Source organism: uncultured Methanobrevibacter sp. (genome assembly GCF_900316895.1).
GTDB lineage: Archaea > Methanobacteriota > Methanobacteria > Methanobacteriales > Methanobacteriaceae > Methanocatella.
In genome coordinates this window covers 1-17,125 of record NZ_ONER01000041.1, presented here as the reverse complement: position 1 = coordinate 17,125, position 17,125 = coordinate 1, and the positions used below count along the sequence as shown (strand labels likewise).

Genomic DNA, 17,125 nt, shown 5'->3' with positions numbered 1-17,125 from the left:
TGTTGTTGTTCCTGTTGTGAATACTACTGTTGGTCAGAATGCTACAATTACTGTGACTATGGGTAATGTAACCAGTGGTAAAGTGATTATTGAAGTCGGTGGTCACAATTACGCTGTTGACATCAATAATGGTGAAGCTGTTTTAGTTGTTGCTTTACCTGAAGGTGAGTACACTGCTCATGCTTACTACTTAGAGTCTGAAAAATACAATGCTACTGACTTAGGAAACGCTACAGTGTTCAATGTTGTTGCTAAACAGAATGCTACTATAATCATCAATGCTGATAAGGTTGTTGTGGTTGACGGTAAACTTGTATTTAACGTAACCAACTCTACTCCTGTTGTTGTTACTATTAATGGTGTTGAATACACTCCTGATGCAAATGGTAATTACACCTTTGATGCTGATGTTGTCGGTAATTACACTATTATTGCAAGATCTGCCGAAACTGATGAATACTATGCTGCATTCAACAGTACCGTATTTGAAGTTGTTAAACATGCTTCCAGTGTGAATATTACTGTAAATGATAATTATGAAATTGAAACTGACTTCACTATTGGAATTGAAAACAATACTGCTGTTAACGTAACTATTAATGGTGTTGAATACCCTGTTGTTGATGGTAAAGTCGTAATCGATACTACTGCTTTGGCTGCCGGTAACTACACAGTCACTGCTACAGTTTACGAATCAAGCAAGTATTATGCTAACAGCACTTCAAAAACATTCACTATCTATAAACACGCTGCTGTGATTGATAGTGTTGTTGTTCCTGTTGTGAATACTACTGTTGGTCAGAATGCTACAATTACTGTGACTATGGATAATGTAACCAGTGGTAAAGTGATTATTGAAGTCGGCGGACACAATTACACTGTAGACATCAATAATAAGAATGCTGTACTGGTCATTGGCTTGCCTGAAGGTGAGTACACTGCTCATGCTTACTTCCTTGGTGATGATAAGTACAATGCTACTGATTTAGCCAACGCTACAGCTTTCAATGTTGTTGCTAAACAGAACGCTACTGTGATTATCAATGCTGCTGATGTTGTTGAAGTTGAAGGAAAACTCGTATTCACTGTAACCAATTCAACTCCGGTTGTTGTTACTATTAATGGTGTGGTTTACACTCCTGGATGCTGATGTTGTAGGCAACTACACTATTGTTGCAAGAACTGTTGAAACCGATGACTACTATGCCGGATTCAACAGCACAGTATTTGAAGTTGTAAAACACCCTTCAAGCATAAATGTAACCGGTGATGAAATTAAAGTCGGTGAAAACGCTACAATCAACATCGAAGCTCCTAACTACAATGGTGCGGCTAATGTAAATGTCGGTGGAGTTGATTACTACGTAGTGATTACCAATGGCGCAGGTCAGCTTAATGTCACTGGATTAAAAGAAGGCACTTATGATGTCAAAGTGACTTACCTTGAAAACGACAAATACCTGCAGAGCACTAATGACTCCGCTAAAGTGATAGTTACTAAAGTCGATACTGCCAACATCAATGTAACTGTTGAAAACATTACTGAAGGCGAACCGGCAATAGTTAAAGTAACCGTTCCTGAAGACGCTACAGGTAATGTGACAGTCACAATAGGCAATATCACCAAGACATTCCCTGTATCCGGCGGCGAAAATGAAATCATCATATTGGATGTTCCAAAAGGAGAACACAATGTGACCGTAACATACAACGGTGATGACAAATACGCTCCTGATACTGCTACCGATAAGATTACTGTTGCTCCTCAACCTCCTAAAGAAGGAATCAATGTTGATGATTTAGGAAACGGAACAGTAGTCGTTAATGTCCCTGACAATGCTACAGGTAATGTAACAATCAAGATTGGAAATCACACATACAACGCTACTGTTGTAAACGGCACTGCAACCATTGATCTGGTTGATGAAGTTCCTGGAGCCTACAATGCTACTGTAATCTACACTAATAATGACGGATTGAATGTAACAACTACCAAACTAGTGCACATTCCAAAATACCCAACTCCAATGTCCATTGAGGTCAGTGACGTTAATGTCGGAGATGTTGTCAAAGTTGTTGTGAATGTAGGCGGAAATGTTGAAGGCAATGTGACCATTGAAATAGACGGTGTAAACTACACCGCTAAAGTCGAAGGCGGAAAAGCAACATTCAATGTTGAAAACCTTGCTGCCGGAAACAAAACTATTACCGCAACATATGCTGGTGATGATTACTATGAATTCAATTCCACTACTGATCAGTTCATAGTATCCAAAAACAATGCTCCAATGTCTGTTTCCGCTGTAGTAAACGGGGCTGAAATAACAATCACAGTATCTGACTTGCCAAGCGATGCAACAGGATATGTGATTATTGATGTAAACGGCACTGAATACGGCATTAACATAACCAAAACAAATTCAATCAAAATTTCAGTTCCTCAATCAGGAGTATATGACGTGACCGCAACCTATCTGGGTGATGACAAATACTTGTCAAATGTTTCATCAACATCATTCGAAGCACAAAAAGTATCAGGTGACGTAAGCGTTGAGGTAAATGATACTCTTGCGGGCGATGATGTGATTGTTAAAGTGACCGTCCCAGAGGATGCCAAAGGTAATGTGACAGTTAAAATAGGAAATACCACTAAAGTTGTAAATGTGACCGGTGGAGAAAACACCATTGCAATTCCTGGCATAGGTGAAGGTACCCATGATGTAGAGGTAATCTACAGTGGAGACGGAAAATACGGCTCAAAAACAGTAAATACCACTGTAACCGTATTCAAGTCAATCAATTACAGAGATATGAAGAGAGGTTGGGACAGTCCATATGATTATCAAGCCGAATTCCTTGACAAATATGGTAATGTGCTCAAAAACAGTGATGTACAATTCATTGTCGACGGCAAAACATACACTGTCAAAACCGATAATCAGGGTATCGCATACTTGACTGACTCACACCTGGCTGTCGGAAGCTATGATGTAACTATTATAAATACAGCAACCGGTGAAACAGCTACTGCTAAAGTCACAATCGTAAAACGTCTACTTGAAAACAAGGACATTACAATGGACTTTATGGATGGAACCTACTATGTAGTATTGGCTATTGGTGATGACGGTAACCCTGTCGGCGAAGGAGAGTTTGTTGATGTCATGGCAAATAATATTCACTACTCAGTAAGAACCAATAGTGAAGGTTATGCAAGACTCAAAATCAACTTGAATCCTAAAACCTACACAGTCACTGCCGAATATAAGAACACTAAAGTCACTAACAAACTTGTAGTGAAACAAACCCTTAAATTAGTCAAGAAGACCGTTTCAGTTAAAAAAGGTAAAAAATTAGTACTTAAAGCCAAACTTAAATGGACCAACGGCAAACCGATTAAAGGCTTCAAGTTCAAAGGCAAAAAATACAGTGCTAAGACTAATTCAAAAGGTATTGCTAAAGTAACCATTAAAAAGAAAGTTACCAAAAAGCTCAAGAAAGGTAAAAAATACACCTACACTGCAAGTTACTACCAAAACAAGCTCAAAGGCAAAGTGAAAGTGAAAAAATAGTTGATCAAATTTTGAATATGGAAGTTTAATAGCTTCCATTTTTATTACTTTTTTTTAGAAATTTATAAATTTTCACTGATTCATATAGATTACCGGATTTTATTTTTATGATTTCAATCACTGACTAATGTTTGCTTGGAATTATGGTCAAGATTTTTTATACTTGTGAGTTTTATTTTAATTTAATTAACTAAATTTTTATTTATTTTGATAGTTTTTTCAGGCTGATTTATTGTACGGTTTTGCCGATAAAAAATCTATTTATATCATTTTGAACATAACATTATTAAATAGAGGAATTGTGATAATTATGGTTGAGGTAGTAATGGTAAATTGGGTTTACGTAATCCTTTTATTTATTTTGGGATTCATTACATATTACAGAAAATCACTGGATTTGTTTGGATCAGCAGTCATGATTATAATGGGGATTGTAATTATCTTCTCTGCTGGTGTCAATTGGCTACTTTTAATTGTATTGTTCCTTGTGATGTCACTTCTTGCCACAAAATATTCAAAAAAATACAAAAGATCCCTTGGCCAGTTTGAAGGAAGAAGAACCTCCAAAAACGTTATCTCAAATGGTGTTGTTGCCTGTTTCATGGCAGCATTTGGAGGATATTACCTGCCGTTTGTAGGAGGTTTCATCGGTGCAATTGCAACAGCGACTGCCGATACACTAGGTTCTGAAATAGGTGTTCTGGACCCTCATCCAAGACTGATTACCACTTTTCAGAGTGTCGACCCAGGTACCAATGGTGCCGTTTCAGTTTTGGGGACTGTTGTCGGTATTGTCGGCGCAGGCGTAATCGGTATAGTTGCATTTCTGCTCGGAATCGTTCCAAGCCCTCTTTCAGCAATTGCTGTTTCAATAATCTCCGGTTTTATCGGTTGCTTTACAGACAGTATTTTAGGAGCCCTATTTGAGAATAGGGGAATGATAACAAATGAGCATGTTAATTTGATGGCCACAATTGTTGGTGCAATAGTGGGAATTCTACTTATCTAAACTTTTTTTTTTAAACAAATTATTTAACTATCAAATGCTAAAATTATTATTGAATATATTATTAGGTGATATTTAATGAAAGGTATTGTATTAATTATGGATGGTATGGGGGACCGTCCAATCAAAGAATTAGGAAATAAGACTCCTCTTGAAGCAGCAAACACTCCAAACATGGATAAAATGGCTGCGGAAGGAATTACTGGTATAATGGATTCAATCGCTCCTGGAATCATCCCCGGAAGTGACACTGCACATTTATCAATATTGGGTTACAATCCTTATGAAGTATACACCGGAAGAGGTCCGTTCGAAGCGAATGGTGTAGGTGTTGAAGTTCTGCCTGGAGACATTGCATTCAGGTGCAATTTCTCAACCGCTGATGAAAATTTAATCGTTACCGACAGGCGTGCGGGAAGAATCAAGGAAGGAACAAAGGAAATAGTCGAAGAACTGAACAAGATGGTTCTGGAAGACTATCCTGATATAAAAATCATTTTTAAGGAATCAACAGGTCACAGGGCAGTACTTGTGCTTAGAGGTGAAGGCCTTTCCGATAAGGTAAGCGATGCCGACCCTAAGGTCGAAGGAAACAAACCTAAAGAAGTGAAAGCATTGGATGACACACCTGAAGCGGCCAAGACTGCAGACATTTTAAACAAGCTGGTTGTAAAAACATATGAGATGGTCAAGGACCATCCTGTTAACATTAAAAGAATTGAAGAGGGTGAACCTCCGGCAAATATAGTCATTCCACGTGGAGCGGGTGAAGTGCCTGTTGTGGAATCACTGAACGAGAAATATGAAGTTAATTCCGCTTGCATTGCAGAAACCGGTTTGATTATGGGAATCGGAAGGTTTGCAGGAATGGACATCATTGAAATGGAAGATGTTACCGGAGGAGTCGACACAAACCTTGACAATATCCGTGACACAATCATTGACCAGGTCAAAAACTCAGACCATGACTTCTTCTTGATAAACATCGACGGTGCCGATGAAGCGGGCCATGACGGCCAGACCAAGGAGAAAAAGGAATTCATAGAAAAGGTAGATGAAGTGGTCATGAGCGAATTAATCAAGCTTGAAGACGTTTACATTTACTTGACAGCTGACCATTCAACCCCAATATCAGTCATGAACCACTCAGGAGATCCTGTGCCTGTATTGATTAGGGGTCCTGAAGTAAGAACTGATGATGTCACTGAATTCTCCGAAAGGGCATGCGCAAAAGGAGGATTGAACAGAATCAGAGGGTCAGATGTAATGAACATCATGATGGATTTAATGAATTATGCTCATAAATTCGGTGCATAGGTGAGAAAATGGTAGCAAAGAAACTATTCGGAACATCAGGAATCAGAGGACTGATCGGCTCAGAGGTAACCTGCGAACTAGCTTTGAATGTTGGAAAATCATTGGCTTACTATCTTGGCAATCAGGGCACAGTTGTAATCGGATATGATACTCGTACAACAAATCAGATGCTTGACCAGGCAATATGTGCCGGACTTTTGGAAAGTGGAGTTGATGTCGTTAAGATCGGAATGGTTCCTACTCCATTGGTTGGTTACGCTACCGAAAAACTGAATGCCGATGCAGGAATAATGCTTACCGCATCCCACAACCCTTCACAATATAACGGAATAAAGCTATGGAATAAAAACGGAATGGCATACACCCAAGCTCAGGAGCGTAAAATCGAAGAGATATATGCCAATAAGGACTACATTTCAGTAAGCTGGGAAAATGTCGGTAAATTGAGTGTGAATGAAGAAATAAAAGGCCAATACATTGACGATTTGGTGGACATGGTTGACATCAAAAAAGGCCTGAAGGTTGTAGTTGACTGCGCATCCGGAGCCGGAAGCGAAATATCACCTTTAGTATTTAGAAAGGCGGGATGTGAAGTGACAACCCTGAACTCACAGCCGGACGGTTTTTTCCCTGGCCGCAACCCTGAACCAAATGCAGAAAACCTTCAGACATTGATGAAAACTGTCGTTGCCATTGGGGCTGACCTTGGAATAGCTCACGACGGAGATGCAGACAGGATGATAACAGTCGATGAAAAGGGTAATGTATCACCATTCGATTCACTTTTGGCATTGATATCAAAGGAATTTGAAGGGGATATCGTAACCACTGTTGATGCGGGATTATGTATGGACGAATCCGTAAATGGAGAAGTCTTAAGAACTCCTGTAGGTGATGTCAATGTGGCTGAAGTCATCATTGAAAAGGATGCCGCATTCGGCGGGGAGCCATCAGGAACATGGCTGCACCCTGACTTCTGCATGTGTCCTGACGGAATTCTTTCCGGTTTGAGAATGGCTGAAATCGTATCAAGGGACGGAAAGCTATCAGACCTGCTTGCTCAAATTCCGCAGTATCCGAATATCCGTGAAAAGATTACCTGCTCCAAGGAAGCGAAAATCAAGGTAATGGAAAATATGGAAGATCTTTTGAAGGATGCTTTCGATGATATAGTTGATGTGAACTCCCTTGACGGCGTAAGGCTGACATTTGCCGATGACAGCTGGGTGCTTGTAAGGCCATCAGGAACCGAAGACTATATCAGGATAACTCTGGAATCCCGTGACAGCCAAAGGGCTGAAGAGATAAGGGATATCTGCGTAAAAATAATTAATGATAATTTATAAGATGATTATTTCATCTTAACTCTTTTTTTATGGTGATTGGTGTAAAAAAATAAAAGAATAGAAGAAGCGATTATTCTTCTTCTGCGATAAATGCTTCAATACCTAAAGCTGCGCATTCTGGGCAAACCCAGTCTTCTGGCATGTCTGCAGGAGTTTTTCCAGCAGGAATGTTGTAAGCAGGGTCGCCTTTTTCTGTATCAAATCTGTATTCACAATGTAAGCAAACATAAACAGTCATTTTATAATCTCCTAAAATTTTTGCATTAGCATAGCTAATATGATTTTTAGTTTATTATAACTATTATTTAATAATTTTCATTTGTTTATCCAAAATTTTTTTATAAGTAAAAGAACTAAAAATATAATATTATTAGATAATTTTTAAGGGGATAATTAAAGTGAAAGCAATTATTTTAAGTGCCGGTGAAGGTTCAAGAATGAGGCCATTAACACTTACAAAGCCTAAAACCATGTTGCCGGTCGCTGGAAAACCTATCATCCAATACAATATTGAATCATTGAGAGACAATGGAATCAATGACATCCTGTTGATTGTCAGATATAAGGAAGAGATGGTTCGGGAGTATTTCGGAGATGGTAGCGATTTTGGAGTTAACATATATTACCAAACCCAAGAGGACTTTTTGGGAACCGCTAACGCAATAGGATATGGTAAGGATTTCATCGATGACAGCCTGATTGTGCTTAACGGGGACATCATTCTTGATAATGAAATCATCAATGAATTCATTCAGGAGTATGACAAGTCAAACCCAGACACCCTGATGCTTTTGACTGAAGTTGAAGACCCTTCCGCTTTTGGTGTTGTTGAAATTGATGACGGAAACATCAAAAGCATTGTCGAAAAGCCTAAACTGGAAGAGGCTCCAAGCAACCTTGTAAATGCAGGTATTTACATTTTCAATAAGGACATTTTTGATAAGATTGAAAAGACAGAAGTTTCCGAACGTGGAGAATATGAAATTACCGATTCCGTTTCCCTGCAGATTGCTGACGGCAAAAAGGTAATGGGGCACAAAACAGACAAGGACTGGATTGACGTCGGAAGGCCATGGGAATTAATTGAAGTAAACGAAGAGTTGATCGGTCAGCTCAAAACAGAAATCAGAGGAAAAATTGAGGATGGCGCTCACATCCACGGGGAAATATTTTTGGATGAGGGAAGCATTATCAGGGCCGGCGTTTACATTGAAGGAAACGTTTACATAGGCAAAAACTGTGACATAGGCCCTAACTCTTATATCAGAGGCAATTCCTACCTTGGAGACCATGTCCATGTGGGAAATGCAGTCGAGATTAAAAATTCAATCATTATGGAAAATACCAATGTCAGTCACCTGAGTTATGTTGGAGACTCAGTGATCGGTTCAAACTGCAATATAGCCGCAGGAACCAACATTGCAAACCTGCGTTTCGATAACCGCTCCGTCAAGACCAAAATCAAAAATCAGATGATTGACAGCGGAAGGCGTAAGCTCGGATCCATCATTGGGGATGCCGTAAAGACAGGTATCAACTCAAGTTTTTCACCGGGCGTAAAGGTGGGCTACAATTCCACCATCGGTTCAGGGGTTTTGTTGTATGATGATGTACCCTCCGATACAAGAGTATTGGTAAAACAGAATCATATCATCCAAGATAAAAATAAGAAACATAAATAATTGGCGATATTATGGAAAATAAAAAAGACTCTATTGTAATATGTCCAGGTGCCCAGATAATGGGGGATGTTGAATTAGGCGAAGATGTGTCAATTTGGTTCGGAGCTGTTGTTCGCGGAGACACAGATTCTATAACCATAGGAAACAACTCCAATGTTCAGGATAACTGTGTAGTTCACTGCACTAAAGGATTTCCTGTTGAAATTGGAGAAAATGTTTCAGTAGGTCATGGCGCAGTCGTTCATGGATGCAAGCTAGATGATAATGTCCTGATTGGAATGAATGCCACAGTATTGAATGGCGCACACATTTCCAAAAACTCAATTGTTGGAGCCGGAGCCGTAGTAAGTGAAGGAAAGGAATTCCCGGAAGGAAGTCTGATATTGGGCGTTCCGGCAAAGGCAGTAAAAGAAGTCACTCCGGAACAGATTAGCATGATTCAAAGGAACGCTGATAATTACGTAAAGCTTTCCAAACAATATAAGGAAGATTAAACTATGAAAGCAAGGAAGATTGTAGAAGAAATGGATTCTTATGTCCCTGGAAGATCTCAGGATGAGATTGCAGCAGACTTTAACCTTAAAAAAGAGGATATCATTAAATTGGGTTCAAATGAAAATCCATGGGGCCCATCTCCAAAGGCCATGAAAGCCATTCAGGATGAGATAGCATCAATCAACAGATATCCTGAATCACAATTGCATGAACTGGTATCTGAGATGGCAGATTATTCCGGCGTTAAGGACTCCCAGGTCATCATTGGCGGAGACGGCGCTGACGAAGTCATTGATGTGCTTGCAAAGACATTCATCGATAACGGGGATGAATTCATAGTTCCTTTGCCGTCATATATGTATTATGAATATTTGCTGAAGCAGTACGGTGCAAAACCCGTGTATGCAAAATGGGATTTGGATGCAAATGAGCTGGATGTCGAATCAATCTATGAGGCAATAACTCCCAAAACCAAGATGATTTTCCTCTGCAGTCCGAACAACCCTACAGGGACATTGATTGAAAAGGAAGTTCTGAGGGATATAGCATCAAAAAATCCCGATATATTAGTTGTTATAGATGAAGCTTATTTTGAATACTCAGAAGTTACAAACAAGGATTTGATTAATGAATTTGATAATATATTTATCATACGTACCATGTCTAAGGTATTGGGTCTTGCAGGTATGAGAATAGGTTATGGTCTTGCATGTGAACAGGTCATTGAATACATGCACAGAATCAAGCCGGTATTTTCCCTTACAAGATTATCTTTCGTAGCTGCCCTCAATACTTTCAGGGACAAGGACTACATCAGGGATTCCATCGAAAAAGGAATCGAGTCAAGGCAATACCTGTATGATGAAGTGTCAAAAATCGAAGGATTGGAGGTTTTCCCATCCAAATCAAACTTCATGCTGATTCGTGTTGAAGACACCGGTTTCACAGCCAGTGAATTGGCATTGGAACTGATGAAGAAAGGAATCATCGTAAGGGATTGCACTTCCTTTAAGGGTCTGGATGAATTCTGGATTAGAATCAGCATTTGTACTCTTGAGGAAGATAAGAAATTTATTGAAATTTTAAAAGAGGTTTTAAACTAATGTATGTAGGCGGTAGCGTAATATCCTCTGTTGAATTCCATGGGAATATGAGCCTGGTTCTGTTCATGTCAAAATGTCCGTTGGCATGCAGATACTGCCATAATGTGGAATTGCTGGAGGATAATACTGAAAAATCATTTGAAGAGATTACTCAAGAAATTGATTCATCAGCTGATTTTTTAGATGCTATTGTGATTTCCGGTGGGGAACCGTTAGTTCAGACAGATGCAGTAATTGAGATATTAAAGTATGTTCGCCAGATTGGCCTCAAGACAAAACTCGACACAAGTGGAATTTATCCGGACAGGCTTAAAAAGATCCTTGATTTGGACTTGTTGGATTATGTTTCACTTGACGTTAAAACAACATTTTCAAAATACCGAAAGATAACAGGAGCAAACATTGGTTTTCAGGTTAAAAAATCAATGGAATTGATTAACGAAGCCGGGGTTCACTTAGAAATCAGGACAACTTATGTCCCGACTTTGCACACTAAAAAAGATATTATGAATCTTGTTGATGAAATAGAGGCTGAGGTTTATACCATTCAGCAATTCAGGAACAAAAATGTTTTGGACCCTGCCCTTGAAAAGGTGGAGGTTCCCAACCCTCATGAATTGGCTGATTTGGCTCGTGAAATCAAGCCGTATTTTGACGGCATCGTCAAGGTTAAGTCAGGAGAATTTGGGGAACAGGTAATTTAGGGAGTGTTTAATATGCCGATTTTGTCATTTTCAAGTAATGATATTGATGTAATTACGGGTAAGAAGACCCATACTATACGTAAGGCATGGAAAACACCTCTTAAGGTTGGAGACAGATTATACTGCTATTGGAACCTGGTTTCAAAGGAAAAGATGAAGATTTTTGAAGCTTTTGTAACCGACATTGAAACGGTCCCCTTTTCTGAAATTAAGGACAATGATGCGCTTGCCGTCGAGGAAGGCTTTAAGGACTCCAAGGACATGCTTAGGGAATTCAAGAAAATGTACGGCGGCAGGATTGATCCGAATGATGAATTTCAGATAATCCATTTTGAAAAAATCCACATCGATGATTGGAGAGGGGACAAGATAGATGAAAAGGCCATGATTACAAAAAGGGCCGACATTCTATTTGACAGCGGTAAGTTCGACAAGTCGACAATGTGCTATGATGCCGCCCTCAGGCTGGACCCTCATGATGTATACCTTTTGAATAAGCAGGGGGATAACCTGTCAAGGCTGGGCAAGTTCATCGAAGCCATTGAGTGTTATGACAAGGCACTGGAATTTGAGCCTGCCAACATTTATATCCTGAACAACAAGGCAATTGCACTTCTGAATTCAGGAAATATCAATGAGGCATTGAAAGTGAGCAACATCGCCTATAACTATCGTCCAAGCAGCCCTATTGTTCTGTATTGGAGAGGATTCATTCTTGAGATGCTTGGAAGGTATGACGATGCATTAAGGGTATATGACAAGCTTATAGTCATTGACGGTGAAAACCCGGAGGTCTGGAATTCCCGCGGAAACCTTCTGAGCGATATGGGAATGCTGGAAGAGGCCATTGAGTCTTTTGACAAGGCAGTTGAAGTCTGTCTGGATGATTCGGAGGTTGATGCCGCTGCAATCAACAGGATGGGCAATGCATATATTGATTTGGGAAAATTCGATGAAGCTTTGGAATGTTTCAACAGAGCAATTGACCTTGAAAAGAACAACATCGACTTCCTGCTGAATAAAGGTGTGGTCCTGATGGAATTGGGCAAGTTTGAAGAGGCCGTTGACAGTTTCAACAAGGTTCTGCTCAGAAGTCCTGACAATGAAGATGCGTTTTTCCTCAAAGAGGAATGTTTGGAATACTTTTAGATGTCTTCATGTAGATCATCGTTTTGCAGTTTCTATTTTTTCACAAATAAGTTCACCATATTGAAGATAGCTATCACTAAATTAGAATTATCATTAAAAACTAGTATTTAATTAATCGTAATTTTAATTAAAATAAAAAGAAAAATTGGGTGAGAAATGGTTAATTATTTTTTGTATTTTTTGATTAAACCAAGTCCCCACTCGGTCATCTCATCAGCCTTTTGCTGTGAGTCTGACTCTGAAAAGCATCTGAAAATAGGTTCGGTTCCGGAAGGTCTGATAATTACCCAACCGTCCTCTTTCAGGATTTTGACTCCGTCAGTAAGGTCAAGCTTAAAGTCAGTGGTTGTCTGAATCTCTTCAGCTATGCTTGCCATGACGAATTCCTTTTCATCGTCCGGACATTCGATTTTTGTTTTGCTTGCATAATAAACAGGAAGCTCAGCCACAAGTTCTGACAATGGCTTTTTCTCTTTTGCAACGATTTCAAGTATTTTGGCAACGGTCATCACTGCGTCCCTTCCATATACAAAATCAGGGAAAATCAAACCGCCGTTTTCCTCTCCACCGAACAATCCGTTTTCGTCCTTGAGCTTACGTGCAACAAGCAGGTCTCCAACTGCAGTAGCTATCACTTCACCATTATACTCTTCGGCAACGTCATAGATTGCCTGGGAGGTTGCAACGGTGGTGACGATGGTTCCGCCATTGTTTTCCTTAAGCATCTGCTTTTCAACAAGGGTGAATGTCTTGTCGCCTAAAACGAAGCTTCCGTTCTCATCGATGCAGATGGTCCTGTCGGCATCTCCGTCATGTGCAAGGCCGATATCTGCATTGAGTTCCTTCACGACATGAATCAGTTCCTGCAGGTTTTCCTCAATAGGCTCAGGGTTACGTCCCGGGAAAAATCCGTCAGGCTGTGAGTTAAGGGTTGTCACGTCGCAGCCTAATTTTCTGATTAGGTATGGTGCTGTAAAGCATCCCGCACCGGATCCGCAATCCACAACCACTTTCAGGTTTGCTTCGCGAATTGCATCTACGTCCACCTTGGAGACGGCCTCATCAACATACTCGTCAATTACCTCGTTATTCTGGTAAAGCTGGCCGATTTCATGGAACTCTACACGGTCCGGTTCGGCATCGAAGTATAATCTTTCAATCTCAATGTCCATTTCGTCAGGTATTCCTATACCGTCCTCATCCAGGAATTTGAGCCCGTTGTATTGTGGAGGGTTATGTGAAGCGGTTATCATCACTCCTCCGTCATAGTATTTGCGGACTGCATATTGAACGCCGGGAGTAGGCAGGATTCCCAAGTCCACCACGTCACATCCGCTTGACAAAAGGCCGGCAGTCACTGCCTGCTTTAACATCAAAGTGGAGGTTCTGGTGTCTCCGCCAACAGCAACTGTTCCTTTGACCAATGTGCCGTAACAGGCTGCAAGCCTTGATGCGAATTCAGGAGTAAGAACATCATTTGCGGTTCTTCTAACTCCAAAAGTTCCGAATAATCTTTTTTTATCAGACATATTTTAAATTCCTTTTAATTTATTCTATATTATTTTTGAAATTCAATGAATAAAAATATATTGTTAATTTACCATCCTCAGGCTGTCCCCGCTTGATAAAATAAGTTCCATCTCTGAGTTGTACTGGGTGACCGTTCCGACAACCTCGACCTTATGCCCCCTGAAATCCTCAATGTCAATGTTTCTGGACTGTATCTCGGCAACCTGGCTTTCAAATATGATCAGCTGTATCTGTGCCTCCCCGTCATTGATGGTTAAAAAGTAGCTTGTCTTCGATTTTGACTGGGCAATGTCGCTTATTACCCCGTCAAGCCTTACCTCTTCATCAATCATTCCACGGTTTATGTCCTTGATGTCGACTTCCTTAACTTCTATTGTTGGTGTAAATGCTATCAAACCTATTATTCCTATAAGTGAAGTTATCAGAGCGATTTTCAATAATTTGTCGTCTGTGATTTCCATGATTTCATGATTGGATTTTGAAATAAATATACTCGATAGGATTTTGACTTGTAAAATTTATTTAAGGTGGAAAATATAGTATAATTATGTTTGAAGATTTGACCAAAACCGAATTGTATGCAATCATAACCGGCGTTTTCACTGCATGACTGATTGTATCGAATATAATTGCGGGAAAGACTTTTTCCTTTTTTTCCTTTGTCCTTCCCTGCGGAGTCATAATCTTTCCTGTGGTATACATCATCAATGACATTCTGGCTGAGGTGTATGGCTATGAAAAGGCGCGAAGGGTAATTTTTCTAGGATTTTTCATGAATCTGGTTGCAGTAATCTGCTTTACCTTTACAATATGGGCGCCTGCACCTGAATTCTTTACAAATTCGGAGGCCTATGCCATAGTTTTGGGCTCAACATGGAGGCTTTTGACAGCCGGATTCATAGCATATATCGTTGGAAGCCTGGTCAATGCAAAGGTAATGGTATATCTAAAAAAAGTTGATGAGAAAAAGCTATTCGTAAGATGCATCGTTTCAACATTTTTCGGAGAGGGTATGGACGCGATGATATACATCACAATCGCATTCTTTGGAACCATGCCTACAGAGGCCCTGATTGCAATGATATTTGTTCAGGCGATTGTCAAGACAGTCTATGAAATCATAGTCTATCCTTTGACCAGATATGTTATCGGCAGGGTCAAAGCTCTTCCGGAAAACTAATTTCTTTTTAAATTATTTTTGCAGTGTCCTTGCAATATTGACTTTAAAGCGTTAAATTGCTTTCATTTACAACAAAAACTATTTATTATTTGCAGTTCAACTCTTAATTACGTAGATTTTCTCAGAAAAATATTTGGAGCTAATTAAATGATTGACGGATTATATGACAAGACATCCAAGATTCTCTTTTCCACTTACGGTGATGATTTTTTGAAATATTTCGGAGAATACAAAAAAATCATCAGGGAACTGGGAACAGAGGTGCATACGCTGTACGGCGCCCATAGGAGATTGGACCGGCTGGCGCTGGTTGATGATAACACATTGCAGAACTGGGAATTTGAAGTTAAGGATATTAATGATGATACCTTAAGCAGGATTTGGGAATATAACAATTTGAAATCTGCCGAGATTGGAGCCATTATGGACAGTTTCATCATTAGTTTTGCAAATCCCGATTCATGTAAGGAAACTGTTGAAATCGGACGGTCGATTGTATTTGCTCCCATAATCAAGTATCTCCAGAAGATGGGTTTGCCAAAAGAATTAAATACTATTGAAGATAAAGTTAATGATAATAAGAAAATTACTGTTCATGATGAATTGACTTTGATATTCGTCACTTTGTCTGTTAAGGACAGTTCCAAGGAGAAAATGCTTAAAAGGGTTTGCAGCGTTCTGAAAAAAATTGACTATATCGCCGAGTATAGGAGAGTTGTCATTGATTCGTTAATCTCTTTTCAGATAGAAAATTTCGTTAAGACAAAAGAGGAGCAAGATAAATTGAATGAGGTGGTAGGTATGCAGATGTCTGTTGAAGAATTGTTTGTTCAAACCGAACGGGAGTATGTGTTCGATTCCGGATACGATCAGGGTATTAAAGAAGGTGTTGAAAAAGGTGTTGAAAAAGGTGTTAAAAAAGGTAAGGGGGAAAGGGAGGATGAAATTATCATGAATATGTTGGAAAATTCTGCGGATGATGAATTTATTTTAAAAGTCACAAATTGTTCTAGAGAACATCTTCAGGAACTTAAAACAAAATATTTGGCTAGTAAATGAGATAATCTTATTGATTGTTTCATTATTTTTTTTAATTTTAAGATTATATGGTGGTTGTTATGCAGATGTCTGTTGAAGAATTGTTTGTTCAAACCGAACTGGAGTATCAGTTCGATTCTGGATACAATAAGGGTATTAAAGAAGGTGTTAAAAAAGGTAAAAAAGAAACTGAAGATGAAATTATCATGAATATGTTGGAAAATTCTTTTGATGATGAACTTATCGTAAAAGCCACTAATTGTTCTAGAGAGCATCTTCAGGAACTTAAAAAGATTATATTCTAATTTCCGGTTTCATACATGGAAATCAGTCTTTCGACGGTATCCGCATCCATCGGGCTTTTATCCTTTCTGATATTTTTGACGACAGGGAATCTCAGTGAGTATCCTGTTTCATATTCCGGTGATTCCACAATCTCTGAAAATGCAATTTCCAGAACTATTTTTGGCTCGACCTTGATTTCACGGCCCTTTGTTGAAATCTCAAGCTCCTTCATTCTGCCTGTGAGATATTCGAGAGTTGCATCGTCAAGGCCGGTTCCGACCAGCGCTATGCTTTTGAAGTCATTGTTTTCATCCCTAAGCGCCACCAGGTATGAGCCGACGAAGTCTCCCCTTTTTCCGATACCGTATGTTCCTCCGATGACAACCATGTCCAGTGTTTCAGGCTCTGCCTTATATTTGAGCATCTTTTTGCCTCTGAGCCCTGGGATGTAAGGTTCGCAGCAGTCCTTGATCATGATTCCCTCATGGCCCTCGTTGATTGACCATTCGAACAGTTCCTGAATGTCTTCGATGTTGTCAGGAGTTCCCACTTTCATTGTGCTCAGGTTCATCTCGTCAACAGAGGTGTCAACAATGCTTTCAAGGATTTTTCTTCTTTCCTTCAAAGGCTCATCAATCATCGGAACCTTATAATACATCACGTCAAATAGGTATAATTTCAAAGGCACATTTTCCATTGCCTCTTCCACATTATGCTT

At 39.6% G+C, this 17,125-nt stretch carries 17 protein-coding genes and 1 pseudogene; 13 read left to right on the top strand and 5 right to left on the bottom strand.

Annotated elements, in window-relative coordinates; translation table 11 throughout:
• From QZN27_RS05810 to glmM (QZN27_RS05790), 5 genes are all read left to right on the top strand, one after another.
• The coding region (locus QZN27_RS05810; RefSeq protein ID WP_296784907.1) for a hypothetical protein at nt 1-1,150 on the top strand (1,150 nt) is incomplete at its 5' end.
• On the top strand, nt 1,122-3,572 hold the full coding sequence (locus tag QZN27_RS05805) for an Ig-like domain-containing protein (protein WP_296784906.1): 2,451 nt from the start codon (nt 1,122-1,124) through the stop codon (nt 3,570-3,572). The genes QZN27_RS05810 and QZN27_RS05805, both read left to right, overlap by 29 nt.
• Before the next feature lie 310 nt (nt 3,573-3,882).
• Nucleotides 3,883-4,581, top strand: a complete 699-nt coding sequence (locus QZN27_RS05800) for a TIGR00297 family protein (protein WP_296784904.1) — start codon at nt 3,883-3,885, stop codon at nt 4,579-4,581.
• A 75-nt stretch (nt 4,582-4,656) separates the two neighbouring features.
• Nucleotides 4,657-5,895, top strand: coding sequence for a 2,3-bisphosphoglycerate-independent phosphoglycerate mutase (locus QZN27_RS05795; protein WP_296784902.1), 1,239 nt, complete (start codon nt 4,657-4,659; stop codon nt 5,893-5,895).
• Between the two features lie 8 nt (nt 5,896-5,903).
• A complete protein-coding gene (glmM, locus tag QZN27_RS05790; RefSeq protein WP_296784900.1) occupies nt 5,904-7,241 on the top strand; it encodes a phosphoglucosamine mutase in 1,338 nt (445 codons plus the stop codon).
• 70 nt (nt 7,242-7,311) lie between these two features.
• On the opposite strand, the gene QZN27_RS05785 is transcribed toward glmM (QZN27_RS05790), so the two are convergent.
• Nucleotides 7,312-7,479 (bottom strand): rubredoxin, encoded by a 168-nt coding sequence (locus QZN27_RS05785; protein ID WP_296784897.1) that lies wholly within the window; start codon nt 7,477-7,479, stop codon nt 7,312-7,314.
• Between the two features lie 154 nt (nt 7,480-7,633).
• Between QZN27_RS05785 and glmU the strand changes: the two genes are divergently transcribed.
• From glmU to QZN27_RS05760, 5 genes are read left to right on the top strand one after another with little or no spacing between them, the layout of a single operon-like run.
• Nucleotides 7,634-8,923, top strand: coding sequence for a bifunctional sugar-1-phosphate nucleotidylyltransferase/acetyltransferase (gene glmU / locus QZN27_RS05780; RefSeq protein ID WP_296784912.1), 1,290 nt, complete (start codon nt 7,634-7,636; stop codon nt 8,921-8,923).
• A gap of 11 nt (nt 8,924-8,934) precedes the next feature.
• Nucleotides 8,935-9,417: a gamma carbonic anhydrase family protein gene (locus QZN27_RS05775; RefSeq protein ID WP_296784894.1), complete on the top strand. Its 483-nt coding sequence runs from the start codon at nt 8,935-8,937 to the stop codon at nt 9,415-9,417.
• Nucleotides 9,418-9,420: 3 nt separating this feature from the next.
• The gene (gene hisC, locus QZN27_RS05770; RefSeq protein ID WP_296784891.1) at nt 9,421-10,521 is read left to right on the top strand and encodes a histidinol-phosphate transaminase; all 1,101 of its coding nucleotides are present in this window, start codon (nt 9,421-9,423) and stop codon (nt 10,519-10,521) included.
• The gene (locus QZN27_RS05765) at nt 10,521-11,225 is read left to right on the top strand and encodes an anaerobic ribonucleoside-triphosphate reductase activating protein (protein ID WP_296784879.1); all 705 of its coding nucleotides are present in this window, start codon (nt 10,521-10,523) and stop codon (nt 11,223-11,225) included. The genes hisC and QZN27_RS05765 overlap by 1 nt, the downstream gene beginning before the upstream one ends.
• Nucleotides 11,226-11,237: 12 nt before the next feature.
• Entirely contained in the window at nt 11,238-12,374 is a 1,137-nt protein-coding gene (locus QZN27_RS05760; RefSeq protein WP_296784876.1) for a tetratricopeptide repeat protein, read from the top strand.
• A gap of 164 nt (nt 12,375-12,538) precedes the next feature.
• Here the strand turns inward: QZN27_RS05760 and glmM (QZN27_RS05755) are convergent, their stop codons facing one another.
• From glmM (QZN27_RS05755) to QZN27_RS05745, 3 genes are all read right to left on the bottom strand, one after another.
• On the bottom strand, nt 12,539-13,903 hold the full coding sequence (glmM, locus tag QZN27_RS05755) for a phosphoglucosamine mutase (protein ID WP_296784865.1): 1,365 nt from the start codon (nt 13,901-13,903) through the stop codon (nt 12,539-12,541).
• Between the two features lie 63 nt (nt 13,904-13,966).
• Nucleotides 13,967-14,365 (bottom strand): exodeoxyribonuclease VII large subunit, encoded by a 399-nt coding sequence (locus tag QZN27_RS05750; RefSeq protein ID WP_296784861.1) that lies wholly within the window; start codon nt 14,363-14,365, stop codon nt 13,967-13,969.
• Between the two features lie 61 nt (nt 14,366-14,426).
• Nucleotides 14,427-14,585: a hypothetical protein gene (locus QZN27_RS05745; RefSeq protein ID WP_296784851.1), complete on the bottom strand. Its 159-nt coding sequence runs from the start codon at nt 14,583-14,585 to the stop codon at nt 14,427-14,429.
• Here QZN27_RS05745 and QZN27_RS05740 point away from each other — a divergent pair.
• From QZN27_RS05740 to QZN27_RS05730, 3 genes are all read left to right on the top strand, one after another.
• Nucleotides 14,515-15,084 carry a queuosine precursor transporter gene (locus QZN27_RS05740; protein WP_367237657.1) on the top strand — a complete coding sequence of 190 codons (570 nt, stop codon included), beginning with the start codon at nt 14,515-14,517 and terminating at the stop codon, nt 15,082-15,084. The genes QZN27_RS05745 and QZN27_RS05740 overlap by 71 nt on opposite strands.
• Before the next feature lie 147 nt (nt 15,085-15,231).
• Nucleotides 15,232-16,143, top strand: a complete 912-nt coding sequence (locus QZN27_RS05735; RefSeq protein WP_296784840.1) for a hypothetical protein — start codon at nt 15,232-15,234, stop codon at nt 16,141-16,143.
• A gap of 59 nt (nt 16,144-16,202) precedes the next feature.
• Nucleotides 16,203-16,427: a hypothetical protein gene (locus QZN27_RS05730; protein WP_296784837.1), complete on the top strand. Its 225-nt coding sequence runs from the start codon at nt 16,203-16,205 to the stop codon at nt 16,425-16,427.
• On the opposite strand, the pseudogene QZN27_RS05725 reads toward QZN27_RS05730, so the two are convergent.
• Nucleotides 16,424-17,125 (bottom strand): annotated as a pseudogene (locus tag QZN27_RS05725) (DNA ligase); the annotation flags it as partial. The gene QZN27_RS05730 and the pseudogene QZN27_RS05725 sit on opposite strands and share 4 nt — an antisense overlap.